At 53.7% G+C, this 25,873-nt stretch carries 21 protein-coding genes; 7 read left to right on the top strand and 14 right to left on the bottom strand.

Going from position 1 to position 25,873, the window contains the following annotated elements:
- Positions 1-146: 146 nt before the first annotated feature.
- Positions 147-404: a multiple stress resistance protein BhsA gene (bhsA, locus tag IP582_RS15520; RefSeq protein WP_041851709.1), complete on the top strand. Its 258-nt coding sequence runs from the start codon at positions 147-149 to the stop codon at positions 402-404.
- 69 nt (positions 405-473) lie between these two features.
- On the opposite strand, the gene IP582_RS15515 is transcribed toward bhsA, so the two are convergent.
- The 3 genes from IP582_RS15515 to IP582_RS15505 all read right to left on the bottom strand — a co-directional run bounded on the left by IP582_RS15515 (position 474) and on the right by IP582_RS15505 (position 6,212).
- Positions 474-1,427, bottom strand: a complete 954-nt coding sequence (locus tag IP582_RS15515; protein WP_041851708.1) for a L,D-transpeptidase family protein — start codon at positions 1,425-1,427, stop codon at positions 474-476.
- A gap of 150 nt (positions 1,428-1,577) precedes the next feature.
- Positions 1,578-5,024, bottom strand: coding sequence for a transcription-repair coupling factor (gene mfd / locus IP582_RS15510; RefSeq protein ID WP_193793733.1), 3,447 nt, complete (start codon positions 5,022-5,024; stop codon positions 1,578-1,580).
- Between the two features lie 114 nt (positions 5,025-5,138).
- On the bottom strand, positions 5,139-6,212 hold the full coding sequence (locus IP582_RS15505) for an acyltransferase family protein (RefSeq protein ID WP_193793732.1): 1,074 nt from the start codon (positions 6,210-6,212) through the stop codon (positions 5,139-5,141).
- A gap of 289 nt (positions 6,213-6,501) precedes the next feature.
- On the opposite strand from IP582_RS15505, the gene lolC reads away from it, so the two are divergent.
- The 5 genes from lolC to cobB are packed head-to-tail and all read left to right on the top strand — an operon-like array spanning position 6,502 to position 11,410.
- Entirely contained in the window at positions 6,502-7,701 is a 1,200-nt protein-coding gene (gene lolC, locus IP582_RS15500; protein ID WP_193793731.1) for a lipoprotein-releasing ABC transporter permease subunit LolC, read from the top strand.
- Complete coding sequence (gene lolD, locus IP582_RS15495; RefSeq protein WP_193793730.1) at positions 7,694-8,395, top strand: lipoprotein-releasing ABC transporter ATP-binding protein LolD; 702 nt, start codon at positions 7,694-7,696, stop codon at positions 8,393-8,395. Before lolC ends, lolD begins: the two co-directional genes overlap by 8 nt.
- Positions 8,395-9,639, top strand: coding sequence for a lipoprotein-releasing ABC transporter permease subunit LolE (gene lolE / locus IP582_RS15490; protein ID WP_193793729.1), 1,245 nt, complete (start codon positions 8,395-8,397; stop codon positions 9,637-9,639). Before lolD ends, lolE begins: the two co-directional genes overlap by 1 nt.
- Before the next feature lie 22 nt (positions 9,640-9,661).
- Positions 9,662-10,573: an N-acetylglucosamine kinase gene (nagK, locus tag IP582_RS15485; protein WP_071195431.1), complete on the top strand. Its 912-nt coding sequence runs from the start codon at positions 9,662-9,664 to the stop codon at positions 10,571-10,573.
- A 15-nt stretch (positions 10,574-10,588) separates the two neighbouring features.
- Positions 10,589-11,410, top strand: coding sequence for a Sir2 family NAD+-dependent deacetylase (gene cobB, locus IP582_RS15480; RefSeq protein WP_193793728.1), 822 nt, complete (start codon positions 10,589-10,591; stop codon positions 11,408-11,410).
- 86 nt (positions 11,411-11,496) lie between these two features.
- On the opposite strand, the gene potD is transcribed toward cobB, so the two are convergent.
- The 4 genes from potD to potA are packed head-to-tail and all read right to left on the bottom strand — an operon-like array spanning position 11,497 to position 15,340.
- Positions 11,497-12,543, bottom strand: a complete 1,047-nt coding sequence (potD, locus tag IP582_RS15475; RefSeq protein WP_110296042.1) for a spermidine/putrescine ABC transporter substrate-binding protein PotD — start codon at positions 12,541-12,543, stop codon at positions 11,497-11,499.
- 16 nt (positions 12,544-12,559) lie between these two features.
- Complete coding sequence (gene potC, locus IP582_RS15470; RefSeq protein ID WP_193793727.1) at positions 12,560-13,351, bottom strand: spermidine/putrescine ABC transporter permease PotC; 792 nt, start codon at positions 13,349-13,351, stop codon at positions 12,560-12,562.
- Positions 13,348-14,205 carry a spermidine/putrescine ABC transporter permease PotB gene (potB, locus tag IP582_RS15465; protein ID WP_193793726.1) on the bottom strand — a complete coding sequence of 286 codons (858 nt, stop codon included), beginning with the start codon at positions 14,203-14,205 and terminating at the stop codon, positions 13,348-13,350. The genes potC and potB overlap by 4 nt, the downstream gene beginning before the upstream one ends.
- Positions 14,189-15,340, bottom strand: coding sequence for a spermidine/putrescine ABC transporter ATP-binding protein PotA (gene potA / locus IP582_RS15460; protein WP_193796288.1), 1,152 nt, complete (start codon positions 15,338-15,340; stop codon positions 14,189-14,191). Before potA ends, potB begins: the two co-directional genes overlap by 17 nt.
- A 257-nt stretch (positions 15,341-15,597) precedes the next feature.
- Between potA and pepT the strand changes: the two genes are divergently transcribed.
- Positions 15,598-16,824 (top strand): peptidase T, encoded by a 1,227-nt coding sequence (gene pepT / locus IP582_RS15455; RefSeq protein ID WP_193793725.1) that lies wholly within the window; start codon positions 15,598-15,600, stop codon positions 16,822-16,824.
- Positions 16,825-16,891: 67 nt separating this feature from the next.
- On the opposite strand, the gene IP582_RS15450 is transcribed toward pepT, so the two are convergent.
- The 7 genes from IP582_RS15450 to IP582_RS15420 all read right to left on the bottom strand — a co-directional run bounded on the left by IP582_RS15450 (position 16,892) and on the right by IP582_RS15420 (position 25,714).
- Positions 16,892-18,013, bottom strand: coding sequence for a cupin domain-containing protein (locus IP582_RS15450; protein ID WP_041851694.1), 1,122 nt, complete (start codon positions 18,011-18,013; stop codon positions 16,892-16,894).
- Between the two features lie 90 nt (positions 18,014-18,103).
- Positions 18,104-19,567: a two-component system sensor histidine kinase PhoQ gene (gene phoQ / locus IP582_RS15445; RefSeq protein WP_193793724.1), complete on the bottom strand. Its 1,464-nt coding sequence runs from the start codon at positions 19,565-19,567 to the stop codon at positions 18,104-18,106.
- A complete protein-coding gene (gene phoP, locus IP582_RS15440) occupies positions 19,564-20,238 on the bottom strand; it encodes a two-component system response regulator PhoP (protein ID WP_041851692.1) in 675 nt (224 codons plus the stop codon). The genes phoQ and phoP overlap by 4 nt, the downstream gene beginning before the upstream one ends.
- A 137-nt stretch (positions 20,239-20,375) precedes the next feature.
- A complete protein-coding gene (purB, locus tag IP582_RS15435) occupies positions 20,376-21,746 on the bottom strand; it encodes an adenylosuccinate lyase (protein ID WP_041851691.1) in 1,371 nt (456 codons plus the stop codon).
- 19 nt (positions 21,747-21,765) lie between these two features.
- The gene (gene hflD / locus IP582_RS15430) at positions 21,766-22,395 is read right to left on the bottom strand and encodes a high frequency lysogenization protein HflD (RefSeq protein WP_041851690.1); all 630 of its coding nucleotides are present in this window, start codon (positions 22,393-22,395) and stop codon (positions 21,766-21,768) included.
- A 35-nt stretch (positions 22,396-22,430) separates the two neighbouring features.
- Positions 22,431-23,537 carry a tRNA 2-thiouridine(34) synthase MnmA gene (gene mnmA, locus IP582_RS15425; RefSeq protein ID WP_193793723.1) on the bottom strand — a complete coding sequence of 369 codons (1,107 nt, stop codon included), beginning with the start codon at positions 23,535-23,537 and terminating at the stop codon, positions 22,431-22,433.
- Between the two features lie 224 nt (positions 23,538-23,761).
- Positions 23,762-25,714, bottom strand: a complete 1,953-nt coding sequence (locus IP582_RS15420; RefSeq protein ID WP_193793722.1) for a methyl-accepting chemotaxis protein — start codon at positions 25,712-25,714, stop codon at positions 23,762-23,764.
- Positions 25,715-25,873: the final 159 nt, after the last annotated feature.

The following is a 25,873-nucleotide window of genomic DNA, read 5'->3' as shown; positions in this document are numbered from 1 at the left end:
TATATGATAAATATGGATTTGTTAATTTAATTAACGTTCGTTATTAAAATGCATTGACGAGTGACATAGATCACACTTATGATTTGTCTATCGATCGTTAAGTAAATGCTTACGACGCTACTTTCATCTGCTACAGGAACAAAATTATGAAAAACGTTAAAACTCTGATCGCCGCTGCCGTACTGAGCTCACTCTCTTTTGCAAGCTTCGCTGCCGTTGAAGTTCAAAACGCGCCGGCAGGCCAACAGGAAGTCGCTGTTATTGGTGCTTCTGCGGGTGCTAACCTCTCTTCTGTTGAAGATCAACTGGCACAAAAAGCCGATGAGATGGGTGCAAAATCTTTCCGTATCACCTCTGTGACCGGTTCCGATACTCTGCACGGCACCGCAGTACTGTATAAATAAGTTAAGCCACTGTTTTAACCCTCATAAAAAAAGCCTCGCAATTGCGAGGCTTTTTTTGCTATCCGGAAATTAAAGGGATTGTTGTAGCACGCTGTCATGGAGAGTGACATCCACCGGCATACCAGAGCGCACTTCCATTGCGCGTTCAAACACATCGCTTGCGCTTTGTGGCGAATCTTTGAAAGTCTGCATAGTGGCATTAAGCACAATCGGCAATGTCTTCGGGTCGTCGTCGATGGATTTTGATAGCGGTTGATGCACTTCCACCAGGCGTGTGCCGTCAGGTTCAACCGAGGCTTTTATCGGCGTGTTGATAATATTCACGCGCGTACCGGGTTTGATAACGCTAAACAATGTGGCGATGTCGTTATCACGCAGACGAATACATCCGGAGCTGACGCGCATGCCAATGCCAAAATCAGCGTTGGTCCCATGAATGAGGTAGACACCACCGTACGCAGCAAGGCGAATGGCATGGTGGCCCATCGGGTTTTCCGGCCCGGCCGGAACGACTGCCGGTAAATCTATTCCCTGGGCTTTATAACGTGCGCGAATGTTGGCCGTTGGTGTCCAGGTAGGATTAGCCCGTTTATCAGAAACGGTTGTCACCATGGTAGGCGTTAAGGTATCTCCACCCAGTTGCCCTATTCCGATAGGGTAGACGGTCACTTCGTTTTTACCCGGCGGATAATAATAGAGACGTAGCTCGGCCAGATTGATGACGATACCTTCTCGCGGCACGTCGGGTAACAGTGTTTGTAACGGGATAGTCAGTACATTACCTGCGCGAGGGACATACGGATCGACGCCAGGGTTCGCCTGCAACAGGGCCAGGAAACCGACATTGTACTTTTTGGCAATCGCCTCCAGCGAACCGCCATCATTTTCTACCACGTGATACCGGTTTTCCCCGACCACCCGGCTACCGGTGGGGGGTAAAGGCCAGGTATTCGCCTTCGCGGGTAAAACGAGCGTGGCGGCGAGGAAAACCGCCCAGAGGACAAAACGGGAATTATTAATCATTACCATAATCCATGTAATTGATAAGCTTATTTGTAGACACAGGTAATGAAATTATGGTGGGAAGGAATGTCGGGAAGTCCTGGAAGAGTGCAAAATGTTTGTAAATATTTCAAAAAAACGGGCCAGTGGTGATAACTGGCCCGCGGAACACTATGCCATCGCGTTTTCTTCAAGCTGCTGCATAAAGTTGCGTACCCACTCCATGCGGGTTTTGCGTTCCGTCAGCTCCTGGAAGAACTTCAGGCGTGTCGGGCCATCGAGGCGGAAATGTTTAGGCTGCTTTTGCAGCAGGCCGATAAGCCATGCGGGATTGACATGGTTTTTTTCATTGAACTCAATCGTGCCGCCTTTTTCATTCCCTTCGAGCTTACGAATCCCCAATTTCTGGGCCTGTTGACGCAGCCGCGCAATATCAAGCAGGTTTCGCGCGGCGTCAGGCAGCAGACCAAAACGGTCGATCAGTTCCACTTTAATTTCATCGAGCTCATTTTCACTCTTCGCACTGGCAATGCGCTTGTAGAAAGAGAGACGAGTATTAACGTCGGGAATAAAATCATCCGGCAGCAGGGAAGGCATGCGCAGTTCGACTTCTGTTTGCTGGCTGGTGAGATCTTCGAGCGATGGCTCTCGCCCGGCTTTGAGCGCATCGACCGCATTTTCCAGCAGCTCCATATACAGTGAAAAGCCGATGGTCTCCATTGAACCGCTCTGATCTTCGCCCAACAGTTCGCCAGCCCCACGGATTTCCAGATCGTGGGTCGCCAACGCGAAACCCGCCCCTAAATCTTCCAGCGAGGCAATCGCTTCGAGACGCTTTTGCGCATCGGTGGTCATCGCTTTCGGATGCGGCGTCAGCAGCCAGGCATAGGCCTGATGGTGCGAACGTCCCACGCGGCCACGTAACTGGTGGAGCTGCGCCAGGCCAAAGTGATCGGCACGTTCAATAATGATTGTGTTCGCGGTAGGAATATCGATCCCGGTCTCGATTATCGTGGTACATACCAGCACATTAAAACGCTGGTGGTGGAAATCATTCATTACCCGTTCCAGTTCGCGCTCACGCATCTGCCCGTGTCCGATGGCGATGCGCGCTTCAGGAACCAGTTCTGCCAGTCTGTCGGCGGCTTTCTGGATATTCTCGACATCGTTATAAAGGTAATAGACCTGCCCACCACGCAGGACTTCACGCAGTATTGCCTCGCGCACTACCAGACTGTCGTATTCGCGAACGAAGGTTTTCACTGCCAGGCGGCGCGCAGGCGGGGTGGCAATGATCGACAGATCGCGCATACCGCTCATGGCCATATTGAGTGTACGCGGAATGGGTGTTGCGGTTAGCGTGAGGATATCTACATCAGCCCGCATCGCTTTAATACGCTCTTTATGACGCACGCCGAAGCGGTGTTCTTCATCGACGATCAGCAGCCCCAGATCTTTCCACTTCACATCGTTTTGCAGCAGCTTATGGGTGCCGATAAGAATATCAATCTTGCCCTCAGCCGCCTGCTCCAGCACTTGTGTCTGTTCTTTCGCGCTACGAAAACGTGAGAGCATTTCCACCCGCACCGGCCAGTTAGCGAAGCGGTCGCGGAAATTGTCGAAATGCTGCTGGGCGAGCAGGGTGGTTGGCACCAGCACCGCCACCTGCTTGTTGTTTTCGACGGCGAGGAAGGCGGCACGCATTGCCACTTCGGTTTTACCGAAGCCGACATCGCCACACACCAGGCGGTCCATGGCCAGTGGCTGGCACATGTCACTTAACACCGCGTTAATGGCTTGCGCCTGGTCTGGCGTGGTTTCAAACGGGAAGCTGTCGCAGAAAAGCTGATATTGTTCGCGATCGTGTTTAAATGCAAAGCCGGACTTCGCGGCGCGTTGGGCATAGATATCCAGCAATTCCGCCGCCACATCCCGGACTTTTTCTGCCGCTTTCTGCCGCGCGCGGGCCCATGCATCGCCGCCCAGTTTATGCAGCGGCGCGTTCTCCTCGGCACCCCCGGCATAGCGGCTAATCAGATGCAACGACGAGACCGGCACGTACAGTTTGGCATCCCCGGCATAGGTCAGCATAAGGTATTCGCCTTTTATGCCGCCCGCTTCAAGCGTGGTCATTCCCGCATAGCGTCCAACCCCATGTTCCAGATGCACCACCGGCTGGCCAGGGTGCAGTTCAGCAAGGTTGCGGATCAGCGTATCGGGGTTAATCGTGCGGCGTGTATCCTGGCGACGGCGGGCAACGCGCTCGCCCAGCAGATCGCTTTCGCAAATCAACGCCCGGTTACGTAGCGTGTCGATAAAGCCATGTTCTGCGGAGCCAATGATCAGATAGCGCCCTGTATCTTGCGCGTCATCCAGCCGGGTAATGCGCTTCGGCGCCACTTTGATGCGTGAGAGGAGTTCTCCCAGCGCTTCGCGACGCCCCTCGCTCTCGACCGAAAAGACGACCGGACCGGTAAAGAATTCTAGGAATTTGCGTAAATTATCCAGCGGCGACTTTTGCTGTGCCTGAACGGCCAGATCCGGCAACGTCCGGTAACCGAGGTTCACATTGGCGGTTTTGTCTGCCAGGCTTTCGGTTTTGAGCTGCACGCGCGGCCAGCGCTTGAGTTCGCTGAACAGTTCATCAACCCGCAGCCACAGTAATTCCGGCGCCAGCAAAGGGCGCATAGGGTCCACGCCACGGTTTTCGAAGCGCGCCTGGGTCTCCTGGCTAAAGCGTTCAGCGCTGTTTTCAAGATCCCCCGTGTTTACCAGTAGCGTATTGTCCGGCAAATAGCTAAACAACGACGGCAAAGGCTCACTGAAAAACAGTGGCTGCCAGTATTCAATACCGGTTGGCAAAGTGCCTTTGCTCACTTGTTGATAGATATGTTCGGCATCGCGCTTGACGTCGAACTTATCTCGCCACTGGCTGCGAAACAGTTCGATAGCGGTCTTATCCGTCGGGAATTCGTGAGCAGGCAGTAAATTGATGGCTTCGACCTCTTCCAGCGTACGCTGGCTGTCCGCATCGAACAGGCGAAGACTGTCAATTTCATCATCAAAGAAATCAAGGCGATAAGGTTGTGCGCTGCCCATCGGGAAGAGATCCAGCAGCGCCCCGCGAGTCGCGTACTCGCCGTGCTCCATAACCTGATCAACGTGGCGATACCCGGCGCTGTCCAGTTGCGCGCGCAGCGCGTCACGGGACAGACGCTGACCTTTTTTCATGACCAACGCGTGACCGTGCAAATAGCTATGCGGGCAGACGCGCTGCATCAAGGTATTCACCGCTACAATCAGCACACCACGCTGCATAGAGGGCAACTGGTAGAGCGTGGAGAGACGGGAGGAGATAATTTCCTGATGCGGCGAGAAACTGTCATACGGCAGTGTCTCCCAGTCAGCAAGATTCATCACCAGGTTGTCGGTAAACTGGGTAATTTCGTCATGCAGACGCAGGGCATTTTGCATATCCGGCGCAATCAATACCACCGGACCTTTATGGCGCTCAATGATTTCCGCGACTTCGGTGGCGCAGGCTGCGCCAGTCAGTTCGCCAAGCTGGCGCTGCTCGCCAGCTTTGGCGGGCAGAGAATAACGGTATTGTTCAGGCATAGATAGGGTCTGGGTCTCTTATGGATATGCCCCTTGTTATGGGGGCATATCACTGATACGCAATCCCTTTATTATCCGCGATTGTGCACTATTCGCCAACCTCAACACATGCGCTTATCGTGCCTGCAGAGGTGAGGGCAGCCTGGCTGGCGGGGTGAAAAGCAGATCGGCAAAGATTGCCGAAGAGATTTTCCGGATACACAAGCCAACCAGCGTACAGATAGCGAGGCTACAGAACGGATAGAGCAAGACGATGGTGAGCTCGAAAGCAGGCGACCAGCGCCCGGCATTCATCGGGGTCAACAACGCAAGACTGAGCGCTTCAATCAGAATGCGATGCGTGGTGTAGATGGCAAGCGTATTGCTGCCCACGATATTCAGCAGTGCGTTTTCGCGTGAGCCAACGCGCTCTTCCAGCGCGCGGAACAGCCGCAAAATCAGCACAATCGACAGCAAGCTCAAGGGTAAGGGCACATTTAAAAACCATAGCGCCACCGCAGCAAGTAACGCCACCGCCAGCATGATGGCGTAGCGGCGAAAAGAAAGGCGTTTAATCGCATCCATAATAGCGCCGCCAAACCATGCCCCCAGGCTGTAGTAGATCATGTTGCGCAGTACGCTATTCATACCCCACCAGGGCGAGGGCAAAAAGTTAATCGCCACGCTCAGCAGTGTCATGGCGACCAGTGCTGCAAGCGACCAGCGGCTCAACAATTTACACAGAATAAAATAGACAACCAGCGCGTAGAGATACCACAGGCTGGTACTGGCGGTGAGCATTCCCTGGATAAAGTCTGAGGGGGTATCCGCATAGGCAGCGTTGGACGCATTGCTTAAATCGCGCGTGGGTGCCAGCCAGTCATTAATATGGCTGAGCGCCAGCCACTGCAGCACACCCCAGATGACAAGCACATAAAAGATACTCCAGATACGCTTGTCGATTGCCTCCTTCCATGGCACCTCATCAATGTAGCGTCGAATCAGGTAGCCAGAGAGAAAAAAGAACACGGGCATGCGAAAGGGGGCAAGGTAAAGATTAAAGTAGATCCAGCACTTTGCGAGCGTTTCCGACCACGCGTGACCAAATGTGGTGAGGTGCGGGTAAAACGTAATAACTGAGTGATAGATGACCACCAGGCAGATACATAATCCCTTGATTTGATTAATCCATAGAGTCTTTTTTTTCATCGTCTTTCGCCGTTTCTATTACAAAATTCGGCGTTTATCCTGATGGCGTCGCCGTGGGGTGTAACGGTAAACAGTCTGTATTTCCTCCTTTTTCGGATAAATATCAGAGGGCGCGTGGAAAAAGGATCTCTCTACGGGAGGCGAAATGCGTAAAAGTCGCGCAACTAGCAATTTGATTTATCGGATTTTTTCCTGCCCTCTGAGATGTCCGCTTACCGTTTCACTCATTTACGCTCTACGCTTTCGCTTATATACTTCGGAGTCTGCTAACAGCAACCAGACGGATTTCATGTACCAGCCTGTCACTCTCTTTATCGGCCTGCGCTATATGCGTGGGCGCGCAGCCGACCGCTTCGGTCGTTTCGTTTCCTGGCTGTCGACCATTGGCATTACGCTTGGCGTAATGGCGCTGGTGACCGTGCTGTCGGTCATGAATGGCTTTGAGCGCGAACTGCAAAACAACATCCTGGGGCTGATGCCGCAGGCTGTCATCACCGCGCAAAACGGCTCTATCAATCCTGAACAATTGCCGGCCAATGGGCTCAAATTGCAGGGTGTCAATCGCATTGCGCCGCTGAGTACCGGTGATGTCGTTCTGCAAAGTGCGCGCAGCGTGGCCGTGGGTGTCATGTTGGGTATCGACCCGGCGCAAAAAGATCCGCTGACCCCGTACCTGGTCAACGTGCAGCAGTCATCGCTGGAAGCCGGGCAGTACAACGTGATCCTCGGTGAAGGGCTGGCCGGGCAATTAGGCGTCAATCGTGGTGATCAGATTCGCGTCATGGTGCCGTCCGCCAGCCAGTTCACCCCGATGGGGCGTTTACCCAGCCAGCGTCTGTTTACCGTCGTCGGGACCTTTGCCGCCAGCAGTGAAGTCGATGACTATCAGATGCTGGTCAATATTCAGGATGCGTCCCGTCTGATGCGTTACCCCGCAGGCAATATTACCGGTTGGCGTTTATGGCTGGATGCACCGTTGCAGGTTGATGTTCTGAGCCAGCAAACGCTACCGCAAGGGACCAAATGGCAAGACTGGCGCGAGCGGAAAGGCGAGTTATTCCAGGCCGTACGTATGGAGAAAAACATGATGGGGCTGCTGTTAAGCCTGATTATTGCGGTGGCGGCCTTTAATATCATTACCTCCCTTGGCCTGATGGTGATGGAAAAACAGGGCGAGGTGGCGATTCTGCAAACTCAGGGGCTGACCCCGCGTCAGATCATGGCGGTCTTTATGGTGCAGGGCGCCAGCGCGGGCATCATTGGTGCGCTGCTGGGGGCCGGGCTTGGCGCACTGCTGGCCAGCCAGTTGAATAATCTGATGCCAGTCATCGGTGCGTTTCTTGATGGCGCTGCGCTGCCGGTAGCCATCGAACCGTTACAGGTAGTTGTTATTGCGCTGGTAGCCATGGCCATCGCGTTGCTGTCTACGCTTTATCCTTCCTGGCGCGCTGCCGCCACCCAACCCGCTGAGGCTTTACGTTATGAATAAGATCCTGTTGCAATGCGACCGCCTGTGCAAACGCTATCAGGAAGGGAAAGTGCAAACCGATGTGTTGCACGATGTAAGCTTTAGCGTGGGTGAGGGTGAGCTAATGGCGATTGTCGGCAGCTCCGGTTCCGGTAAAAGTACGCTCCTGCATCTGTTAGGCGGGCTGGACACGCCCACCTCCGGCGAAGTGACCTTCGATAATCAACAACTGAGCAAACTCTCCTCTGCGGCGAAAGCGGAGCTACGCAACCGCGAGTTGGGCTTTATCTATCAGTTTCACCACCTGCTGCCCGATTTTAGCGCGCTGGAAAACGTCGCGATGCCGCTGCTGATTGGTAAGCATAAAGCGGCAGAAATTGATGTCCGGGCGCGGGAAATGCTGCGAGCGGTTGGGCTTGAGCATCGCGCCAGCCATCGCCCCTCAGAGTTGTCTGGCGGTGAACGTCAGCGCGTGGCGATTGCCCGTGCGCTGGTCAATAACCCGCGTCTGGTGCTGGCGGACGAACCGACCGGCAACCTGGATGCCCGTAATGCGGACAGTATCTTCCAGTTGTTGGGGGAACTAAATGCGTCGCAGGGCACCGCGTTCCTGGTGGTCACACATGATCTGCAACTGGCGAAACGAATGAGCCGCCAGTTGGAGATGCGCGACGGCCGCCTGAGCACAGAAATGACCCTGATGGGGGCTGAGTGATGGCGTCTCCCCTGTCATTACTGATTGGCCTGCGTTTTAGCCGTGGTCGCCGCCGCAGCGGCATGGTGTCGCTGATTTCCGTCATCTCCACCGTGGGGATTTCGCTTGGCGTTGCGGTGTTGATCGTTGGGCTCAGCGCAATGAACGGCTTCGAACGCGAGCTCAATAATCGTATTCTGGCGGTGGTGCCTCATGGCGAAATCGAGCCGGTGAATCAGCCGTGGAATAACTGGAACGACGCGCTGGCAAAAGTGGAAAAAGTGCCGGGCATTGTCGCCGCGGCACCCTATATTAATTTCACCGGGCTTGTGGAGAGCGGCACCAATTTGCGAGCGATTCAGGTGAAAGGGGTAAACCCTGAGCAGGAGTCCCGTCTGAGCGCATTACCGAATTTTGTGCAGGCCGATGCCTGGCACAATTTTAAACCCGGTGAGCAGCAGATTATCCTTGGTAAGGGTGTCGCCGATGCGCTGAACGTAAAACAGGGTGATTGGGTATCGATAATGATCCCTAATTCCGACACCGACCACAAACTGCTACAGCCAAAACGCGTCAGACTGCATGTCACCGGCGTATTGCAATTGAGCGGGCAACTCGACCATGCGTTTGCGATGATCCCCATGGAAGACGCCCAGCAGTATCTGGATATGGGCAGCAGCGTTACGGGCATTGCTATCAAGGTGAAGGACGTCTTTAATGCGAACACGCTGGTGCGTAACGCCGGTGAAGTCACCAACAGCTACGTCTATATTAAAAGCTGGATCGGTAAATACGGCTATATGTATCGCGATATTCAGATGATCCGCGCCATTATGTATCTGGCGATGGTGCTGGTGATCGGTGTCGCCTGTTTTAATATTGTCTCCACGCTGGTGATGGCGGTAAAAGATAAGAGCAGTGATATCGCCGTGCTACGTACATTAGGGGCAAAAGATGGCCTGATCCGGGCTATCTTCGTCTGGTACGGGCTGCTGGCGGGTCTGCTGGGCAGTGTGATCGGTGCGGTGATCGGCGTGGTAGCGTCACTGCAACTGACCGCGATCATCCGCGTGATTGAGAAGATGATTGGTCACCAATTTTTATCCGGCGATATCTACTTTATTGATTTCCTACCGTCGGAGCTGCACGCACTGGATGTGGTGTATGTGCTGGTCACCGCTCTGGTGCTGAGTCTGTTGGCAAGCTGGTATCCGGCGCGCCGGGCAAGCAATATCGATCCGGCGAGGGTATTGAGCGGACAATAATAAGAAACACAAAGGAGAGGCGATGTATTACGGATTTGATATCGGCGGAAGCAAGATAGCGCTGGGGGTATTTGATGATACCCGACGTTTGCAATGGGAAAAGCGCGTCGCCACACCGAAAGACAGTTACGAGACGTTTTTAACGACGATTGCTCAACTGGTAGCCGAAGCCGATGCGCGCTTCGGCGGCCAGGGCAGTGTTGGCATTGGTATTCCGGGTATGCCGGAAACCGCCGATGGTACCCTCTATGCCGCCAATGTGCCTGCCGCCAGTGGTCGTCCGCTGCGCAAAGATTTGAGCGTAAGGCTCGCGCGTGATGTCCGCCTTGATAATGACGCCAACTGTTTTGCCCTTTCCGAAGCCTGGGATGATGAATTTCGCCAATACCCGATTGTAATGGGCCTTATCCTGGGCACTGGCGTTGGCGGTGGTATTGTCGCCAACGGCCAGACGCTTAAGGGCCGCAGCTATATTACCGGCGAGTTTGGTCATATTCGCCTGCCAGTTGATGCGATGGCGCTAATGGGCTTTGATTTTCCGCTGACGCGCTGTGGCTGTGGCAAACTGGGCTGTATCGAAAATTATCTGTCCGGGCGCGGCTTTGCCTGGCTGTACCAACATTACTACCATCAGTCATTGTCCTCCCCGGAAATTATTGCGCGTTGGGAGCAGGGCGACGCGCAGGCGAAAGCCCATGTTGAACGCTATGCTGATTTGCTGGCGGTGTGCCTTGGGAATATCCTGACGATAGTGGATCCGGATTTACTGGTTATCGGTGGGGGCTTATCGAATTTCTCTGCCCTGACGTCCTTACTGGCGGCGCGTTTACCGCCACACTTGTTACCGGTAGCCCGGATACCCCGCATTGAACGTGCTCGCCACGGCGATGCTGGCGGCATGCGTGGCGCCGCTTTCCTTCATCTTACTGATTAATCCTGAGAGGATGATATGCAGTCTCGTCGGTCACATCGTCTCAGCTGTTTTCGCCGTAACAAACGCCGTTTGCGTGAGCGCTTACGCCAGCGGATCTTTTTCAGAGACCAGGTGGTGCCGGAAGTGATGGAAAAACCGAGAGTAGTGGTACTAACGGGGGCGGGTATCTCCGCAGAATCAGGCATTCGCACCTTCCGCGCCGCAGACGGTTTGTGGGAAGAACACCATGTGGAAGATGTGGCGACGCCAGAAGGTTTTGCCCGCAACCCACAACTGGTGCAGTCTTTCTATAATGCGCGTCGCCAGCAGCTCCAGTTACCGGAGATTGCGCCCAACCCGGCACATCTGGCGCTGGCGAAGCTGGAAGATATCCTCGGCGATCGCTTTTTACTGGTGACGCAGAATATAGACAACCTGCATGAACGCGCCGGAAACCACCATATCATCCATATGCACGGTGAATTGCTGAAAGTGCGCTGTTCGCAGAGCGGGCAGGTGCTGACGTGGACGCAGGACGTGACCCCGGAAGACAAATGCCATTGCTGCCAGTTTCCCGCGCCGCTACGTCCCCATGTGGTCTGGTTTGGTGAGATGCCGCTGGGGATGGATGAGATTTATCATGCGCTCGCAATGGCCGATGTGTTTATCGCTATTGGTACCTCCGGCCATGTCTATCCGGCGGCTGGTTTTGTCCATGAGGCCAAACTGCACGGCGCGCATACCGTTGAGTTAAATCTTGAACCAAGCCAGGTGGGCAGCGAGTTTGAAGAGAAGCATTATGGCCTCGCCAGTGAAGTGGTGCCGGAATTTGTTGAGAGGCTGCTAAAAGGGATTTAAATCACGCGAAAAAAAGAGCTGCGAAGGTGCGGCCCTTATTTATAACTGAGATGCAGGCGGAACGGATGCCCCGCCAGGTAAAGGTGTTAACGTCCTGCTTTCAGCTTCTGATAATACTCTTCGTAAATAGCGCTGGCACTGCCGACATCGTTTTGCCATTCGCCTTTGCTGATGGTCTCTGCATCCGGATAGAGTGATTTATCATTTGCCACTTCCGGGCTCAGCAGCTTACGGGCCGCGAGGTTTGGTGTCGGATAGCCAATGGTTTCCGCCACCTGCTTTGCAATTTCCGGTCGTAGCAGGAAGTTGATAAGCTTAAGCGCGCCCGCTTTGTTTTTGGCATTGGCAGGGATAGCAAGGCTGTCCATCCAGAAGATACCGCCTTCCTTCGGCCAAATTACCTGCAACGGCGTGCCCGCCTGACGGGCGACATACGCGGAACCGTTCCACACCATCCCGAGATTCACTTCCCCTTCCATATACGGGTTCGCCGGGTTATCGGAGTTGAACGCCGCCACGTTAGGCATCAATTTTTGCAGTTCTTTGTAGGCCGCTTCAATCTCTTTCGGATCGGTGGTATTACCGGAAAGCCCCAGTTTACGCAGCGCCACCTGGAAGACTTCGCGCGCATCATCCGTTAGCAGCAGGCTGCCTTTATACTCAGGCTTCCATAAGTCTGCCCAACGGGTCACCGTTTTAGGATCAATCGCTTCGCTGTTGATACCTATGGCTGTCGCGCCCCAGATATACGGAATGGAGTAGTCGTTATTCGGGTCAAACGGCTTGTTCAGCATCTCCGGATCGAGGTTATGGAAGTTGGTTAGCTGCGTTTTATCGATCTTTTGGATCATGCCCTCTTTACGCATTTTGTCGACAAAATAAGTGGAGGGCACCACCAGGTCGTATGCGCCATCTTTATAGGTTTTGAGTTTGGCATACATGGTTTCATTCGATTCATAGGTCGAATAGATAACCTTAATGCCCGTCTCTTTGGTGAACTGTTCCAGCAGGCCTGGCGGCACATATTCTGTCCAGTTGTAGAAATAGAGCGTCTTGCTGTCATCCGCATGAGCGGCGTTTATGCCCAGTGCCAGAGCACCCGCAGCAAGCAGGTGGCGTGACCATTTTTTCATTTAACGTCCCCTGAGGTTATGCCTGGCGCGTCAGGCTTTTGGTTTTATCACGTGCAACAAGCTGGCTTGCGAACACCATCACCAGCGACAGAACGAGCAGAATGGTTGCCAGCGCGTTCACCTCGGGTGAGACGCCGACTTTCACCATGGAATAGATTTTCAACGGCAGAATTTCATAGCCCGGTCCGGTAACGAAGGACGAGACCACCACATCATCCATCGACAGGGTAAAGCTCAGCAGCCATCCAGCCGCCACGGCAGGCATCGCCAGCGGCAGGATAATTTTGCGCAGGATCACGAGCTCGCTGGCACCCAGATCTTTTGCCGCTTCCAGCATCCGCACATCAAAACCCTTCAGGCGCGAATAAACCGTCACAACCACGAAGGGCAGGCAGAACGTTATGTGCGAGAACAACAGCGACCAGAATCCAAGCTGAACGCCCAGCAGCATAAACAGCACCAGCAATGAGATGGCCATGACGATATCCGGCGACATCATCACGACGAACAGCATGCCGCTGACAAAGGGTTTGCCGCGAAAGCGGTAGCGGTAAAGCGCCACCGCGGTCAGCGAACCGATAAGCGTAGCGAACGTGGCGGAGAAGACCGCCATCGTGAGCGAGTGCTGTGCTGCCTGCAACAGACTGTCGTTATTCAGCAGCAGACTGTACCAGTCGGTGGTAAAACCTTGCCAGTTAATCCCAAACCGTGAGCTGTTAAACGAGTTCACAATCAGAATGATAATGGGAGTATAGAGGTAGGCGTAAATGGCGGTCATAAAACCGCCGCGCAGCAGTCGACCAATCATTGCAGTTCCACCTTCTTGTCCAGCAGACGCGAAGCACGCCAGTAAACCAGTAACAGCAGACCCATCACAATGGTGAGCGTGATGCTGGTGGCCGCGCCAAAAGGCCAGTCGCGAATGTTGAGGAACTGACTTTTAATCACGTTGCCAATCAGCAGATTTTTCGCGCCCCCCATCAGGTCCGAGACGTAAAAAAGCCCCATCGCGGGCAGCAATACCAGCAGGCAGCCAGCGATAATGCCCGGCATGGTCAGCGGGATAATAATGCGCAAAAACGTCTGTAATTTACTGGCGCCCAAATCTCTCGCCGCTTCCAGCAACGGTTTATCGAGTTTTTCGATACTGGAGTAAAGCGGCATGACCATAAATGGCAGCAGGATATAGACCAGCCCGATAATGACCGCCGCCGGGGTGAACATCACGCGGATCGGTTCATCAATGACCCCCAGCCAGAGTAAAAATGTATTCAGATACCCTTTGGTGCTGAGGAATATTTTCAGGCCATAGATGCGAATCAGCGAATTGGTCCAGAACGGAACAATCAGCAAAAACAGCAATAACGGACGCACTTTTGTGGGTAGCTTTGCCAGAAACCAGGCGAAGGGATACCCCAGCATCAGGCAGGCAAGCGTGGCGATTACCGCCATATTCAGCGAGTGCAGCAGCACGTCAAAATAGAGCGGATCCAGCAGACGGGCATAACTATCCAGCGAGAAGACCATCGTCACGAAGTGGGCATCGTCACGGGTCAAAAAGCTGGTCGCAATAATCATCAGGTTGGGCAGAAAGACAAACAGCACAAGCCAACCGACGACAGTGGCAATCACCCCATTCTGGAATTTACTTGTGCTCTTCATCAGCCAGTACGACCTCCCAGCTTTCCACCCAATTAATCGCCATTTTTTGGTTCAAAGAGTGGTCAAAATCGGGGTCATCTTCGTTGAAGAACTCGCTGACCAGCACCATTTTGCCGTTCTCCAGTTCGACTACTGACTCCAGCGTCATCCCTTTATAATTACGCTCACGCACGTAACCTACCAGCCCTTCGACCTCTGCGACATCGTTGATCTCTTCGACGCGTAAATCTTCCGGGCGCAGCATCACGTTTAGCCGCTGACCTTTTTCGACCGGGAAACTGACGTAAATATTGCATTCGCGCCCTTCGACGGTGGCACGCACGCGCTGTACATCAAGACGCTCAATGACGGTGGCGCTGAAAATATTAATCTCACCAATAAAACTGGCGACAAAGAGGTTCTTTGGCTCTTCGTAAATTTCCCGCGGCGTACCGTCTTGCTCTATTTTGCCGTCACGCATCACCACGATCCGGTCTGACATCGTCAGCGCCTCTTCCTGGTCATGGGTTACAAAGACAAAAGTAATACCAAGTTTGCGCTGTAGCGCCTTTAATTCGTTTTGCATCTGCTTGCGCAGCTTGTAATCCAGCGCGGAGAGCGATTCATCCAGTAAGAGCAGGCGCGGCTTGTTCACTACGGCACGGGCAATAGCCACACGCTGTTGTTGGCCGCCGGAGAGCTGGTGCGGTTTGCGCTGGGCGAATGTTTCAAGCTGCACCATACGCAGGGCGTCAGTGACGCGCGGGGCAATCTCTGCCGCAGGTGTTTTTTGCATCCGCAGGCCAAATGCCACGTTTTCGAACACGGTCATATGGGGAAACAACGCGTAGCTTTGAAAGACGGTATTAACATGACGATGTTCCGCCGGAACATCGGTGATATCCCGATCGTCGAGTTTGATATGGCCCACATCAACGCTTTCCAGCCCGGCAATCAGGCGAAGCACAGTGGTTTTGCCGCAGCCGGACGGGCCGAGCAGGGTGAGAAATTCGCCGTGATTGATGGTCAGGTTAAAGTCAGAAATGACCGTTTTACCATCAAAACCTTTACAAAGGTCGACCAGTTGCACCAGCGGAGTGGGCGAACGCGGTTGTGTATTCAATTTTTTACTCTGTCCCTTGTCAACGCATCGGATAACGCTCCGGATGCGGGGTTTGTGATTAACCACCTTAGGGTCTGACACATTGATGAAGGGCTGGCATTCTACGGCAAAGCACTGAAATCGCCAATCATTGATCTATTTACGCGGCCAAAAGTGAATTTTGTCAGCTACGTTTAAGTGAACAAAACAAAAATGAAAATATTCTCGTTTGCGGGATAAAAGTGACCTGACGCAATATTTGTCTTTTCCGGCTTATTGATAATGTTGTCACGTTTAGCGAGGGTGGCTGTATGGATAAATTATTAGAGCGTTTTTTGCAGTATGTTGCGCTGGATACTCAGTCGAAGCCGGGTGTCCGTCAGGTACCGAGTACCGACGGGCAATGGAAGCTCTTGCGCTTACTCCAGCAGCAGCTTGAAGAGATGGGGCTGGAAAACGTCACACTGAGCGAGAAAGGTACAGTGATGGCTACGCTGCCCTCTACCGTTGACAAGCCGGTACCTGCTATCGGTTTTATCTCGCATGTTGATACCTCTCCGGATTGCAGCGGTAAAAATGTGAATCCGCAAATCCTTGAAAACTACCGTGGCGGTGATATCGCGCTGGGTATCGGTGATGAAATCCTCTCACCCGTTATGTTCCCGGTGTTGCACCAGTTGTTGGGGCAAACGCTCATCACCACCGACGGTAAAACCCTGCTGGGTGCCGATGACAAAGCCGGCGTGGCGGAAATCATGACCGCGATGGCAGTGCTGAAACAGAAAAAAATCCCGCATGGTGATATTCATGTGGCTTTCACCCCGGACGAAGAGGTCGGTAAAGGGGCGAAGCATTTTGACGTCGAGGCGTTTGGCGCGAAATGGGCATACACCGTCGACGGTGGCGGGGTGGGGGAGCTGGAGTTCGAAAACTTCAATGCCGCCTCGGTCACCATCAAAATCGTAGGGAATAACGTCCATCCGGGAACCGCGAAAGGGGTGATGGTGAACGCGCTGTCACTGGCAAGCCGCATTCATGCGCTGGTGCCAGCCGATGAGAGCCCGGAAAATACCGAAGGTTATGAAGGTTTTTACCACCTTACCAGCATCAAAGGCACCGTTGAACGTGCGGAAATGCATTACATCGTTCGCGATTTTGACCGAAAAGCATTTGAAGCGCGTAAACGCAAGATTATGGAAATTGCCAAAAAAGTCGGGAAAGGTCTGCATCCGGACTGCTACATCGAGCTTGTGATTGAAGACAGTTATTACAATATGCGCGAGAAAATTGTCGATCATCCGCATATTATCGATATTGCCTGTCAGGCCATGCGCGATTGTGATATCGAACCGCAGATGAAAGCGATTCGCGGCGGTACCGATGGCGCGCAGCTATCATTTATGGGGCTGCCCTGTCCTAACCTCTTTACCGGCGGTTATAACTACCACGGCAAACATGAGTTCGTGACGCTTGAAGGGATGGAAAAAGCGGTACAGGTAATCGTGCGTATCGCCGAACTGACAGCGAAACAGGGATAAAAGCCGTTCTCTAAAGAATGAGACAGACAGGCCGGGCAAACGTGATGTTGCCCGGCTTTTTTATGGCTTAGTCTTCGAAGAACCAGTATCCGCTGTTGACCAGCGCGGCAAGCATCGCGAGGAAGGAGGGGTCTTCGAGCGCGTCGCCAAAGGCGCTATCATTCAGAACAATGTGATTTGCCAGCGCGTCGAGTGCCGGGCGGTGCGGGGAGTTAATCCGCTCGCCGTTAACGAACACTTCGCCCGCGATACGCAATACACGCAGACCACCTAAACGCACCAGCTTGTCCCCCTGTTTCAGGGCATCGTAAATCTCATCAGGCTGGTAGGGCGGCTCCGGCGGCGTGACGTCCAGCTCATGACGCGACTGGGTAATAAACTCACCGATCCACTCATTGAAATGCTCTGGCTGATTGATCAGATCGAGCATCATCTGGCGCAGGCCGTCCAGCTCTTGCGGCAGCACATCCGCCGGGTGTTCACGTGACGGCACATCCGGGTCGGTATAACGCTGGCTGCCCAGTTCGCGCTGCAACACATAATCGGCAAAACCGCTGATTAATTCCCGTCCGCTGGGAGCTCGGTAGCCAACGGAGTAGTTCATGGAGTTTTCCAGCGAGTAGCCCTCGTGCGGGAATCCCGGTGGAATATAGAGAATATCGCCCGGCTCCATCTCTTCATCAATAATGGCTTCGAAGGGATCAACCTGTAACAGGTCCGGATGCGGGCAGTGCTGTTTCATTGGCGTCTTTTCACCAACACGCCAGCGGCGGCGGCCGGTACCCTGAATGATAAAGACATCATACTGATCGAGATGCGGGCCAACGCCACCGCCGGGCACGGAAAACGAAATCATCACATCGTCGGTGCGCCAGTCGGGCAAGGCGCGGAAAGGACGCATCAGCGCCGCGGTCGGTTCATGCCAGTTGTTCACCGCCTGCACCAGCAGCGACCAGTTGCTTTCACCCAGATGGTCATAACTTTCGAAAGGCCCGTGGCTGACCTGCCATTTGCCATCAAGATGGCTTACCAGTCGGCTGTCGACTTCATCTTCCATGGCCAGACCGGCCAGTTCGTCAGGGGAAATGGGATCGATAAATTGTGCAAAGCCGCGTTTCAGTACCACCGGGCGTTTTTGCCAGTAGCGCTCGATAAAATCCGGCCAGTTAAGGTTGATGTTATAGTCCATGTTTGTTTCCCCAAACGTTAGTTTGAGTCGGAGTATAACGGATGGTAGGCGGCCTGCGTGGGACAGGCCGTGTTATTTTGACTGAATGCGTTAATTATCGCCGCTTATCGGCTGCTGGCGGCCGAAGATGGCCTCCATTTTTGCCCCGCCGAGTAAACTTTCGCTGGTCAGGATTTGCCCGTCGTATTGCTCTACGATTTCGCGTGCGACGGATAATCCCACCCCCTGGCCCGGACGTAGCGTATCGGCACGCTGACCACGATCAAAGACCACCTCACGTTTGGATAACGGGATCCCGGGGCCATCATCTTCGATAATGATGTGCACGTTCTCATCGGTCTGCCTTGCGGATACTTCGACAAATTCGAGGCAATATTTGCAGGCGTTGTCCAGGAGGTTGCCAATCACTTCCATAAAGTCGTTTTTCTCACCGACAAAGCTTATCTCCGGGGAGATATCGAGGCTGATATTCACCCCTTTTCGTTGATACACTTTGTTTAGCGCCGAGGTCAGACTATCAAGAAGCGGGGCGACCGGGTGAAGTTCCCGGCTGAGCAGCCCGCTGCCACCACGCATGCTGGCGCGATGCAGATAGTAACCAATCTGCTGAGAAATGCGGCTTATCTGTTCCAGCATTACCGGTTCGGCGTCGCTGACGCTCAGTTTTTCACTGCGTAACGAACGCAGCGTACTTTGCAGCACTGCCAGCGGGGTTTTCAGGCTGTGTGTCAGGTCGGTGAGGGTGGTTCGATATTTGTCGTAGCGCTCGCGCTCGCTTTTGAGCAGACGGTTGAGGTTACGCACCAGGCTTGTAAGCTCGCGAGTGGTGGCCGGGTTCAGATTCTCACGGTGATGCTCTTCCAGTTCGCGCACCTCTTTCGCCAGCTCCTCTATAGGGCGCAGGCTCCACCAGGCCGCCATCCATAGCAGTGGGATCACCAGCAACAGGTTTGCCGCCAGGACATAGATGAACCAACTCCACACCATCCAGGAGCGTTTGAGTTCGATAGGAACGGTATCGATAACGACAATGGTGAGCTGCGGCATTCTCGCCGTGGCAGGATAGAGATTGACCGCCACCGAGTGGGTCATCTCCGAGGTGTTGTCATCCTCCCGAATCGCGTTGAACTGTTCCACCACCGACTCATCGTTATCGACCAGCGTGCTGGAGTCGTCCACATCCGCTTCGATTTCATGGAATCCATCGGCCTGAAGCCAGGCGGGGTCAACACGTTTTGCCAGCCACGGGATATCACGTTGCGCCCAGATAAGTTTACCGTCTTTGTCATAAATCAGCGTGATAGTCGGGCTTTGTAAATTGAGGCTGTTGGGCAGGTCGACAGTCAGGGTGTTGTTTTCCCAGCGGGCAAGGGTATAGAACAGATTACTTTCACCGCGCAGCAGGCGAAACGTGGTCTTATCGAAACTGACGCTATAGCCTATCAGGGCAACCATGCCATAGGCGAGGGAGAGCACCAGCACGACGGCGGCGGTCGCCAGAAGGAAACGAACCCGTAGCGAGAGCGGCAGAAAATGCCGCATTAAACGTCTCATTTGGGCAGTTCGAAGAGATAACCCTGGCCACGTACCGTGGTGATCACCTCTGCGGGATAGAGTGCCTGGATTTTCTTACGCAAGCGTCCCATAAGGACATCAATGGTGTGGCTTTCGCGCAGTTCGGCATCGGGATAGAGCTGGAGCATCAGCGAATCTTTGCTGACCACTTTGCCGCTGTTGCGAATCAGGGTTTCCATAATGGTGTATTCAAACGCGGTCAGTTTAACCACTTCACTGCTGATCGACATTTCGCGGCGCGAGAGGTCCACCTGAAACGGCGGCATAGAGATAACCTGGGAGGCCAGACCGCTATTACGGCGCATCAGGGCCTGAATGCGCGCCACAACTTCTTCTATATGGAAAGGTTTGGTGACGTAATCATCGGCACCTGCGCTCAGTACTTCGACTTTATCCTGCCAGCCTTCACGCGCGGTCAGGACCAAAACAGGCAGAGAGACCTCATGGCTGCGCCAGCGGCGAATCAGCGATAAGCCGTCTTCATCGGGCAGGCCGAGATCGACAATGGCGATATCAGGCACGTGTTCATTAAGAAAATAGTCCGCTTCCTTTGCATCTTCCGCGGCATCGACCTGATGTCCCAGTTCCTGAAGCTGAACTTTTAAGTGGTGACGCAACAGGGCATTGTCCTCCACAACGAGTACGCGCATCGTCTTAACTCTCCTTATATTTTCAATACGAATAGTTTAACGCTGATTCTCGGGCGGCAGGGATAAACATTTGTTAAACCGAGAGGAAGGAAGCCCTCTTTCCTGATGAAAAGAGGGCGAAAGTCGGCAGGAAAGGGTTATTTCAGTTCATCGACCATGGTGATGGCACGGCCAATGTAATTTGCCGGGGTCATCGCTTTCAGGCGAACTTTCTCGTCTTCCGGCAGCGCAAGGCTATCGATAAACTGTTTCATGCCTTCGGCATCCACACGTTTACCACGGGTCAGCTCTTTGAGCTTCTCATACGGTTTTTCGATACCGTAGCGGCGCATAACGGTCTGAATCGGCTCTGCCAGTACTTCCCAGTTATGATCCAGCTCGTCCAGCAGACGGTCACGGTTTACTTCCAGTTTGCTCACGCCTTTCAGGGTTGCCTGATAGGCAATCAGCGCATAGCCCACGCCAACGCCCAGGTTACGCAGTACGGTGGAGTCGGTCAGGTCGCGCTGCCAGCGGGATACCGGCAGTTTGCTGGCCAGGTGCTGCAACACCGCATTCGACAGGCCCAGGTTGCCTTCGGAGTTTTCGAAGTCAATCGGGTTCACCTTATGCGGCATGGTGGAAGAACCAATTTCGCCGGCGATGGTTTTCTGTTTGAAGTGGTTCAGGGCGATATAACCCCACACATCGCGATCGAAGTCGATCAGGATGGTGTTAAAGCGCGCCATGCAGTCAAACAGCTCCGCAATATAGTCATGCGGCTCGATCTGCGTGGTGTACGGGTTCCACTGGATACCCAGAGAGGTCACAAACTCTTCGCTGAACTGGTGCCAGTCCACTTCCGGATAAGCGGCGATGTGGGCGTTGTAGTTCCCCACCGCACCGTTGATTTTGCCGAGGATTTCCACCTGATTTAGCTGGCGATACTGGCGCTCCATACGGTATGCCACGTTAGCCATCTCTTTCCCCATGGTAGACGGCGTGGCCGGCTGTCCGTGAGTACGGGAAAGCAGAGGGATATCGCGATACTGCACGGCGAGGTCTTTCACCGCATCAATTACCTGACGCCAGTAAGGCAGGATGACCTCATCACGCGCGGTTTTCAGCATCAAGGCGTGGGAGAGGTTATTGATATCTTCTGAGGTGCAGGCGAAGTGGATAAATTCAGAGACAGCGTGTAATTGCGCAATATCCGCCACTTTTTCTTTCAGAAAATATTCGACCGCTTTCACGTCATGGTTAGTGGTGCGCTCGATAGTTTTGATACGCGCCGCGTCTTCTTCGTTGAAGTCGGCGACGATTTTATCGAGGAAACCGTTTGCGTCATCAGCAAAAGCAGGAACTTCCTTGATCGCTGCATGTGACGCCAGCTTTTGTAACCAGCGTACTTCGACTTGTACACGAAATTTCAGCAAACCGAATTCGCTGAAAATCCCGCGCAGCGCGCTGACTTTATCGCCGTAGCGTCCATCGACAGGGGAAACGGCGGTCAGTGAGGATAATTCCATAGTTCAGAACTCCGGGAGGTTAACAATGAGCGAGAATTTGTTTGGCCTGAGTGGTCAGGCGATTACGGGAAAACATTAATTGCAGGCGGCCACCGCCAACCTGATGCCACAGCACCGCGGCACGAATACCTGCTAGCAGTGTGGCGCGAACTTTCGCCTGGACCTGCGGGCTTTGCAGCACCGCAGGCGAACCGGTCACCTGAATGCGCGGCCCGAGCGGGCTAATCACATCCACATAAATACCGGCCATGGCGCTAAGCAGCGTCTCCGACTGGAGATCAAAATGCTCAAGCTGGCGCTGCAAACCCGCGATACGGTCACCGAGCGTATTCATGGCGTCTTTGTGGCCCGCCAGTTTGCGCTCCAGGACCATCAGGCTAAGAGTATAGCGGGTCAATTCGGCATTCAGCCCCTGACGGCTGCTGGCATTAAGTACGCCGAGTAGCGTTTCCAGCCCGGTGCGCAGGTTTGCTTCGCTGCCACCAAAAACGCTCAGGGTTGAGTCCGGGTTAAGATCGATGACGCTATTGAGAGAGACATGGAGCGCGTCGGCGTCGCAATGTCCCTGATGCGCCAGTTGCTGCACCAGACGGGCGGACTGGCAAATGCCCGCCAGCGCCAGGGTGATGTCGTAGTAATTCTTAGCCACACTCGCTCCTTGATTCGCTATCTCAGTCTCGTCGATTAAACCGGCAGCGCGATACGCTGTTCGATAATACCGCCGCCAAGGCACACTTCACCGCTATAGAAAACGGCAGACTGGCCTGGCGTTACCGCAGCAACCGGCTCGTCAAAACGAACCTCAATCCGATCGTCATCCAGAGCAGTAATGGTGCATGGAATATCGGTCTGGCGGTAACGGGTTTTCACGGTGCAGCACAGCGTACCGACCAGCGGTTCGCGATTAACCCAGTGCAATTGTTGGGCAATCAGCCCAACGGACATCAGACGTGGGTGATCGTGCCCCTGCGCGACCACCAGGATATTGTTTTCCACATCCTTATCGACCACGTACCACGGATCTTCGGTACCTTCTTTGGTTCCGCCAATCCCCAGACCTTTGCGTTGGCCCAGTGTGTGGTACATCAGCCCCTGATGCTCGCCAATCTCTTCACCGTCAACGGTGAGGATTTTGCCCGGCTGGGCTGGCAGATAGCGGCCTAAAAATTCGCGGAATTTGCGCTCGCCGATAAAGCAGATACCGGTAGAGTCTTTTTTCTTCGCAGTGACCAGCCCCAACTCTTCGGCGATTTTGCGCACTTCGGGTTTTTCCAGTTCACCGACCGGGAACAGGCTTTGCGCAATCTGCTCATGGCCAAGCGTATAGAGGAAATAACTCTGATCTTTGTTGCCATCCAGACCGCGAAGCAAACGGCTTTTACCGTCGACATCAGCCCGGCGGACATAGTGACCGGTCGCGATATAATCGGCGCCCAGGTCTTCGGCGGCAAATTCGAGGAAGGCTTTAAATTTGATCTCTTTGTTGCACAGAATATCCGGGTTAGGCGTGCGCCCGGCTTTATATTCCGCCAGGAAGTGTTCAAACACGTTATCCCAATATTCTGCGGCAAAGTTTACGGTGTGGAGTTCAATACCGAGTTTGTCGCACACGGCCTGCGCATCGGCCAGATCGGCCGCCGCGGTACAGTATTCCTCGCCGTCGTCCTCTTCCCAGTTCTTCATGAACAGGCCTTCCACCTTATAACCCTGTTGCAGTAACAGCCAGGCAGATACGGAAGAATCGACACCGCCGGACATGCCGACGATCACTTTTTTTGGGCTATCAGACATAGAATACTCACGACATTGAACTTCAAGGCGGCGTATTCTATCACGCACTCGCCGCGCAGGCACCCCTGCATATTACCAATCCGCAACAAGTCGGGCGGAAATTACCGCTAACCTGGCTTTGCGTGAGCGCTTATGGCGTGATTGTTCGTCTGGAACGAGGCACAGAACGATAAACCCCAGCGAGGCTGGGGTTTATGTTGACTCATGCATTTTGACGCGTTGTATCAGGCGGCCCGTTGCTCATCGATGCTGAACTGCTCGACACTCTGGGCAAGCTGCTGTGCCTGTTCTTCGAGGGAGCTTGCTGCCGCCGCCATCTCTTGCACCAGCGAGGCGTTCTGCTGGGTGACGCCATCCATCTCGTTAACCGCAATCGTCACCTGGCTAATGCCTTTGGCCTGCTCATCAGAGGCGACAACGATCTCATTAATGATGGTTTGGACGGAGTTCACCGCCTGAGTCATTTCCTGCATTGTCTTCCCGGCATCATTAACCAGTTGAACGCCGTTCTCAACACGCTGACTCGACTCTTCAATCAATGCGGCAATCTCTTTTACCGCGTTGGCGCTGCGCTGCGCAAGGTTACGCACTTCGGAGGCTACCACGGCAAAACCGCGCCCCTGTTCGCCAGCGCGCGCCGCTTCGACGGCGGCGTTAAGCGCCAGAATATTTGTCTGGAAGGCGATACTGTTGATCATGGTGGTGATGTCGCTGATTTTTTTCGAGCTGTCATCAATCTGCGACATGGTTTTAACCACCTGGCCGACCAGTGCTTCACCCCGGCTGGCAATCTGCGTTGCATTTGCTGTCAGGGCCGTGGCCTGGTGTGCGTTGGTGGCGTTATGTTTCACCGTTGCGCTGAACTGCTCCATGCTGGCGGCAGTTTGCTCCAGCGCTGCGGCTTGCTGCTCTGTACGCGAAGAGAGGTTAATGTTGCCGCTGACAATCTCCCCCGCCCCCTGACGTACAGAATCACTGGCATCTTTGATCTGCCCGACGATTTGACGCAGTTGTGCCTGCATGGTCTGCAGCGCAAAGAACAGGCTATGGCGATCGCCAGATTTGACGTTAATCTCGTTATCCAGTTTGCCATCTGCGACGGCCAGCGCGATGGTTGCCGCTTCCAGCGGTTCGCCGCCAATCGGTTTCAATACTTTGCGGCTAAAGACGATACCCAGTAAGGCGCTAACCAGCAGAATGCTGAGTACCATCAGAATGATGGCGTTCATCAACTGACGGTTGGCCGCTGCCATCACCTGGCTGACCGGTGCGACGACACCCAGATACCATTTGTCGGGACCGTTGCCGATAGACACCGGCTGCCAGGTCACTAAAGCATCCTCACCGAGGATAGCATCAGGCTGTTCCACCACCTGTGAAGAGAAATTATTGGTGTTGCCCGGAAAGGGTTTGCTGGTCATTTTCTTATCAGGATAAGAGATAACTTTACCTGCGGTGGACAACAGCACGGCGTAGCCGCCACCTTCCCAGGGTTTAATTTGATTGACTTTTTCCTGCAATGAGGCAAGTGAGATATCCGAGGTGATCACCGCATGCAGTTTGCCCTGACTCACAACCGGGGCGGCGACGGATGTCAACAGCGTCGGCACGCCGTTGTAAGCGTAGCTATAGGGTTCAATCAGCGTGTCTTTCTGGGATTTTTGCGGTACGAGGTAATAATCACCCTGACCTGGCGTCAGATAAGAGAGCAGGGGGTGCATCTTGAAATTGCCTGACTGATCGCGATCAACGAAGAAGGCATAACGCCCCTTCGGTGCCTGATCGGGCTTATCTGCAAAATCCGCATCTTTTCCGTCAAAGGCGTTTTCTTCAAAAATCACCGAGATGGAAAGGTAATCAGGATTATCGCGCAGAGCGGATTCCATCATTTTATCGGCGACTTGACGATCCGTTATCCCGGCTGCCGGTAAGGCAATCAGACTATGACCGAGGTTATGCGCAACATCGCGCGCATAGTTAAGGTCTTGCTGAATTTTCAGGGCTTCACTCTGTGCAATCTGGTGTAAGTATTTTTCTGCTAATGATTTTTGCTCGTTGCTGGATTGCCAGCTCAGCACGCCAATGGTTGCAACAAAGCCGAGAGTGATGGTTAACGCGCCGGTGAGCAACATTTGCGCACGGGTACTCATCTTTTTTTGAACATACTGTCTTGCCATCACCGTACCTCTGATCTCAACGTATAGCGCCATTACAATCCCGCAAATCGGGACTGCCTTCATTGATGTCTATCGGCGTATGTTTTTTGATCTTTAATTGTTAAAAATGCAGCCGCTTTGGCGTAAAAATGCACAAAAAAGGGGATGTGTAGCAGGAGT

The organism is Citrobacter sp. BDA59-3, from assembly GCF_015167655.1.
Classification (GTDB): Bacteria; Pseudomonadota; Gammaproteobacteria; order Enterobacterales; family Enterobacteriaceae; genus Phytobacter; species Phytobacter diazotrophicus.
Note: the sequence above shows the minus strand (reverse complement) of the source record. Positions and strands in the feature narration are given on the sequence as shown.

What these genes read in the sequence shown, in the direction of transcription:
- bhsA (WP_041851709.1), top strand. Translation starts at nt 147, where the DNA reads ATGAAAAACGTTAAAACTCTGATCGCCGCTGCCGTACTGAGCTCACTC.
- IP582_RS15515 (WP_041851708.1), bottom strand. Translation starts at nt 1,427, where the DNA reads ATGATTAATAATTCCCGTTTTGTCCTCTGGGCGGTTTTCCTCGCCGCC.
- mfd (WP_193793733.1), bottom strand. Translation starts at nt 5,024, where the DNA reads ATGCCTGAACAATACCGTTATTCTCTGCCCGCCAAAGCTGGCGAGCAG.
- IP582_RS15505 (WP_193793732.1), bottom strand. Translation starts at nt 6,212, where the DNA reads ATGAAAAAAAAGACTCTATGGATTAATCAAATCAAGGGATTATGTATC.
- lolC (WP_193793731.1), top strand. Translation starts at nt 6,502, where the DNA reads ATGTACCAGCCTGTCACTCTCTTTATCGGCCTGCGCTATATGCGTGGG.
- lolD (WP_193793730.1), top strand. Translation starts at nt 7,694, where the DNA reads ATGAATAAGATCCTGTTGCAATGCGACCGCCTGTGCAAACGCTATCAG.
- lolE (WP_193793729.1), top strand. Translation starts at nt 8,395, where the DNA reads ATGGCGTCTCCCCTGTCATTACTGATTGGCCTGCGTTTTAGCCGTGGT.
- nagK (WP_071195431.1), top strand. Translation starts at nt 9,662, where the DNA reads ATGTATTACGGATTTGATATCGGCGGAAGCAAGATAGCGCTGGGGGTA.
- cobB (WP_193793728.1), top strand. Translation starts at nt 10,589, where the DNA reads ATGCAGTCTCGTCGGTCACATCGTCTCAGCTGTTTTCGCCGTAACAAA.
- potD (WP_110296042.1), bottom strand. Translation starts at nt 12,543, where the DNA reads ATGAAAAAATGGTCACGCCACCTGCTTGCTGCGGGTGCTCTGGCACTG.
- potC (WP_193793727.1), bottom strand. Translation starts at nt 13,351, where the DNA reads ATGATTGGTCGACTGCTGCGCGGCGGTTTTATGACCGCCATTTACGCC.
- potB (WP_193793726.1), bottom strand. Translation starts at nt 14,205, where the DNA reads ATGAAGAGCACAAGTAAATTCCAGAATGGGGTGATTGCCACTGTCGTC.
- pepT (WP_193793725.1), top strand. Translation starts at nt 15,598, where the DNA reads ATGGATAAATTATTAGAGCGTTTTTTGCAGTATGTTGCGCTGGATACT.
- IP582_RS15450 (WP_041851694.1), bottom strand. Translation starts at nt 18,013, where the DNA reads ATGGACTATAACATCAACCTTAACTGGCCGGATTTTATCGAGCGCTAC.
- phoQ (WP_193793724.1), bottom strand. Translation starts at nt 19,567, where the DNA reads ATGAGACGTTTAATGCGGCATTTTCTGCCGCTCTCGCTACGGGTTCGT.
- phoP (WP_041851692.1), bottom strand. Translation starts at nt 20,238, where the DNA reads ATGCGCGTACTCGTTGTGGAGGACAATGCCCTGTTGCGTCACCACTTA.
- purB (WP_041851691.1), bottom strand. Translation starts at nt 21,746, where the DNA reads ATGGAATTATCCTCACTGACCGCCGTTTCCCCTGTCGATGGACGCTAC.
- mnmA (WP_193793723.1), bottom strand. Translation starts at nt 23,537, where the DNA reads ATGTCTGATAGCCCAAAAAAAGTGATCGTCGGCATGTCCGGCGGTGTC.
- IP582_RS15420 (WP_193793722.1), bottom strand. Translation starts at nt 25,714, where the DNA reads ATGGCAAGACAGTATGTTCAAAAAAAGATGAGTACCCGTGCGCAAATG.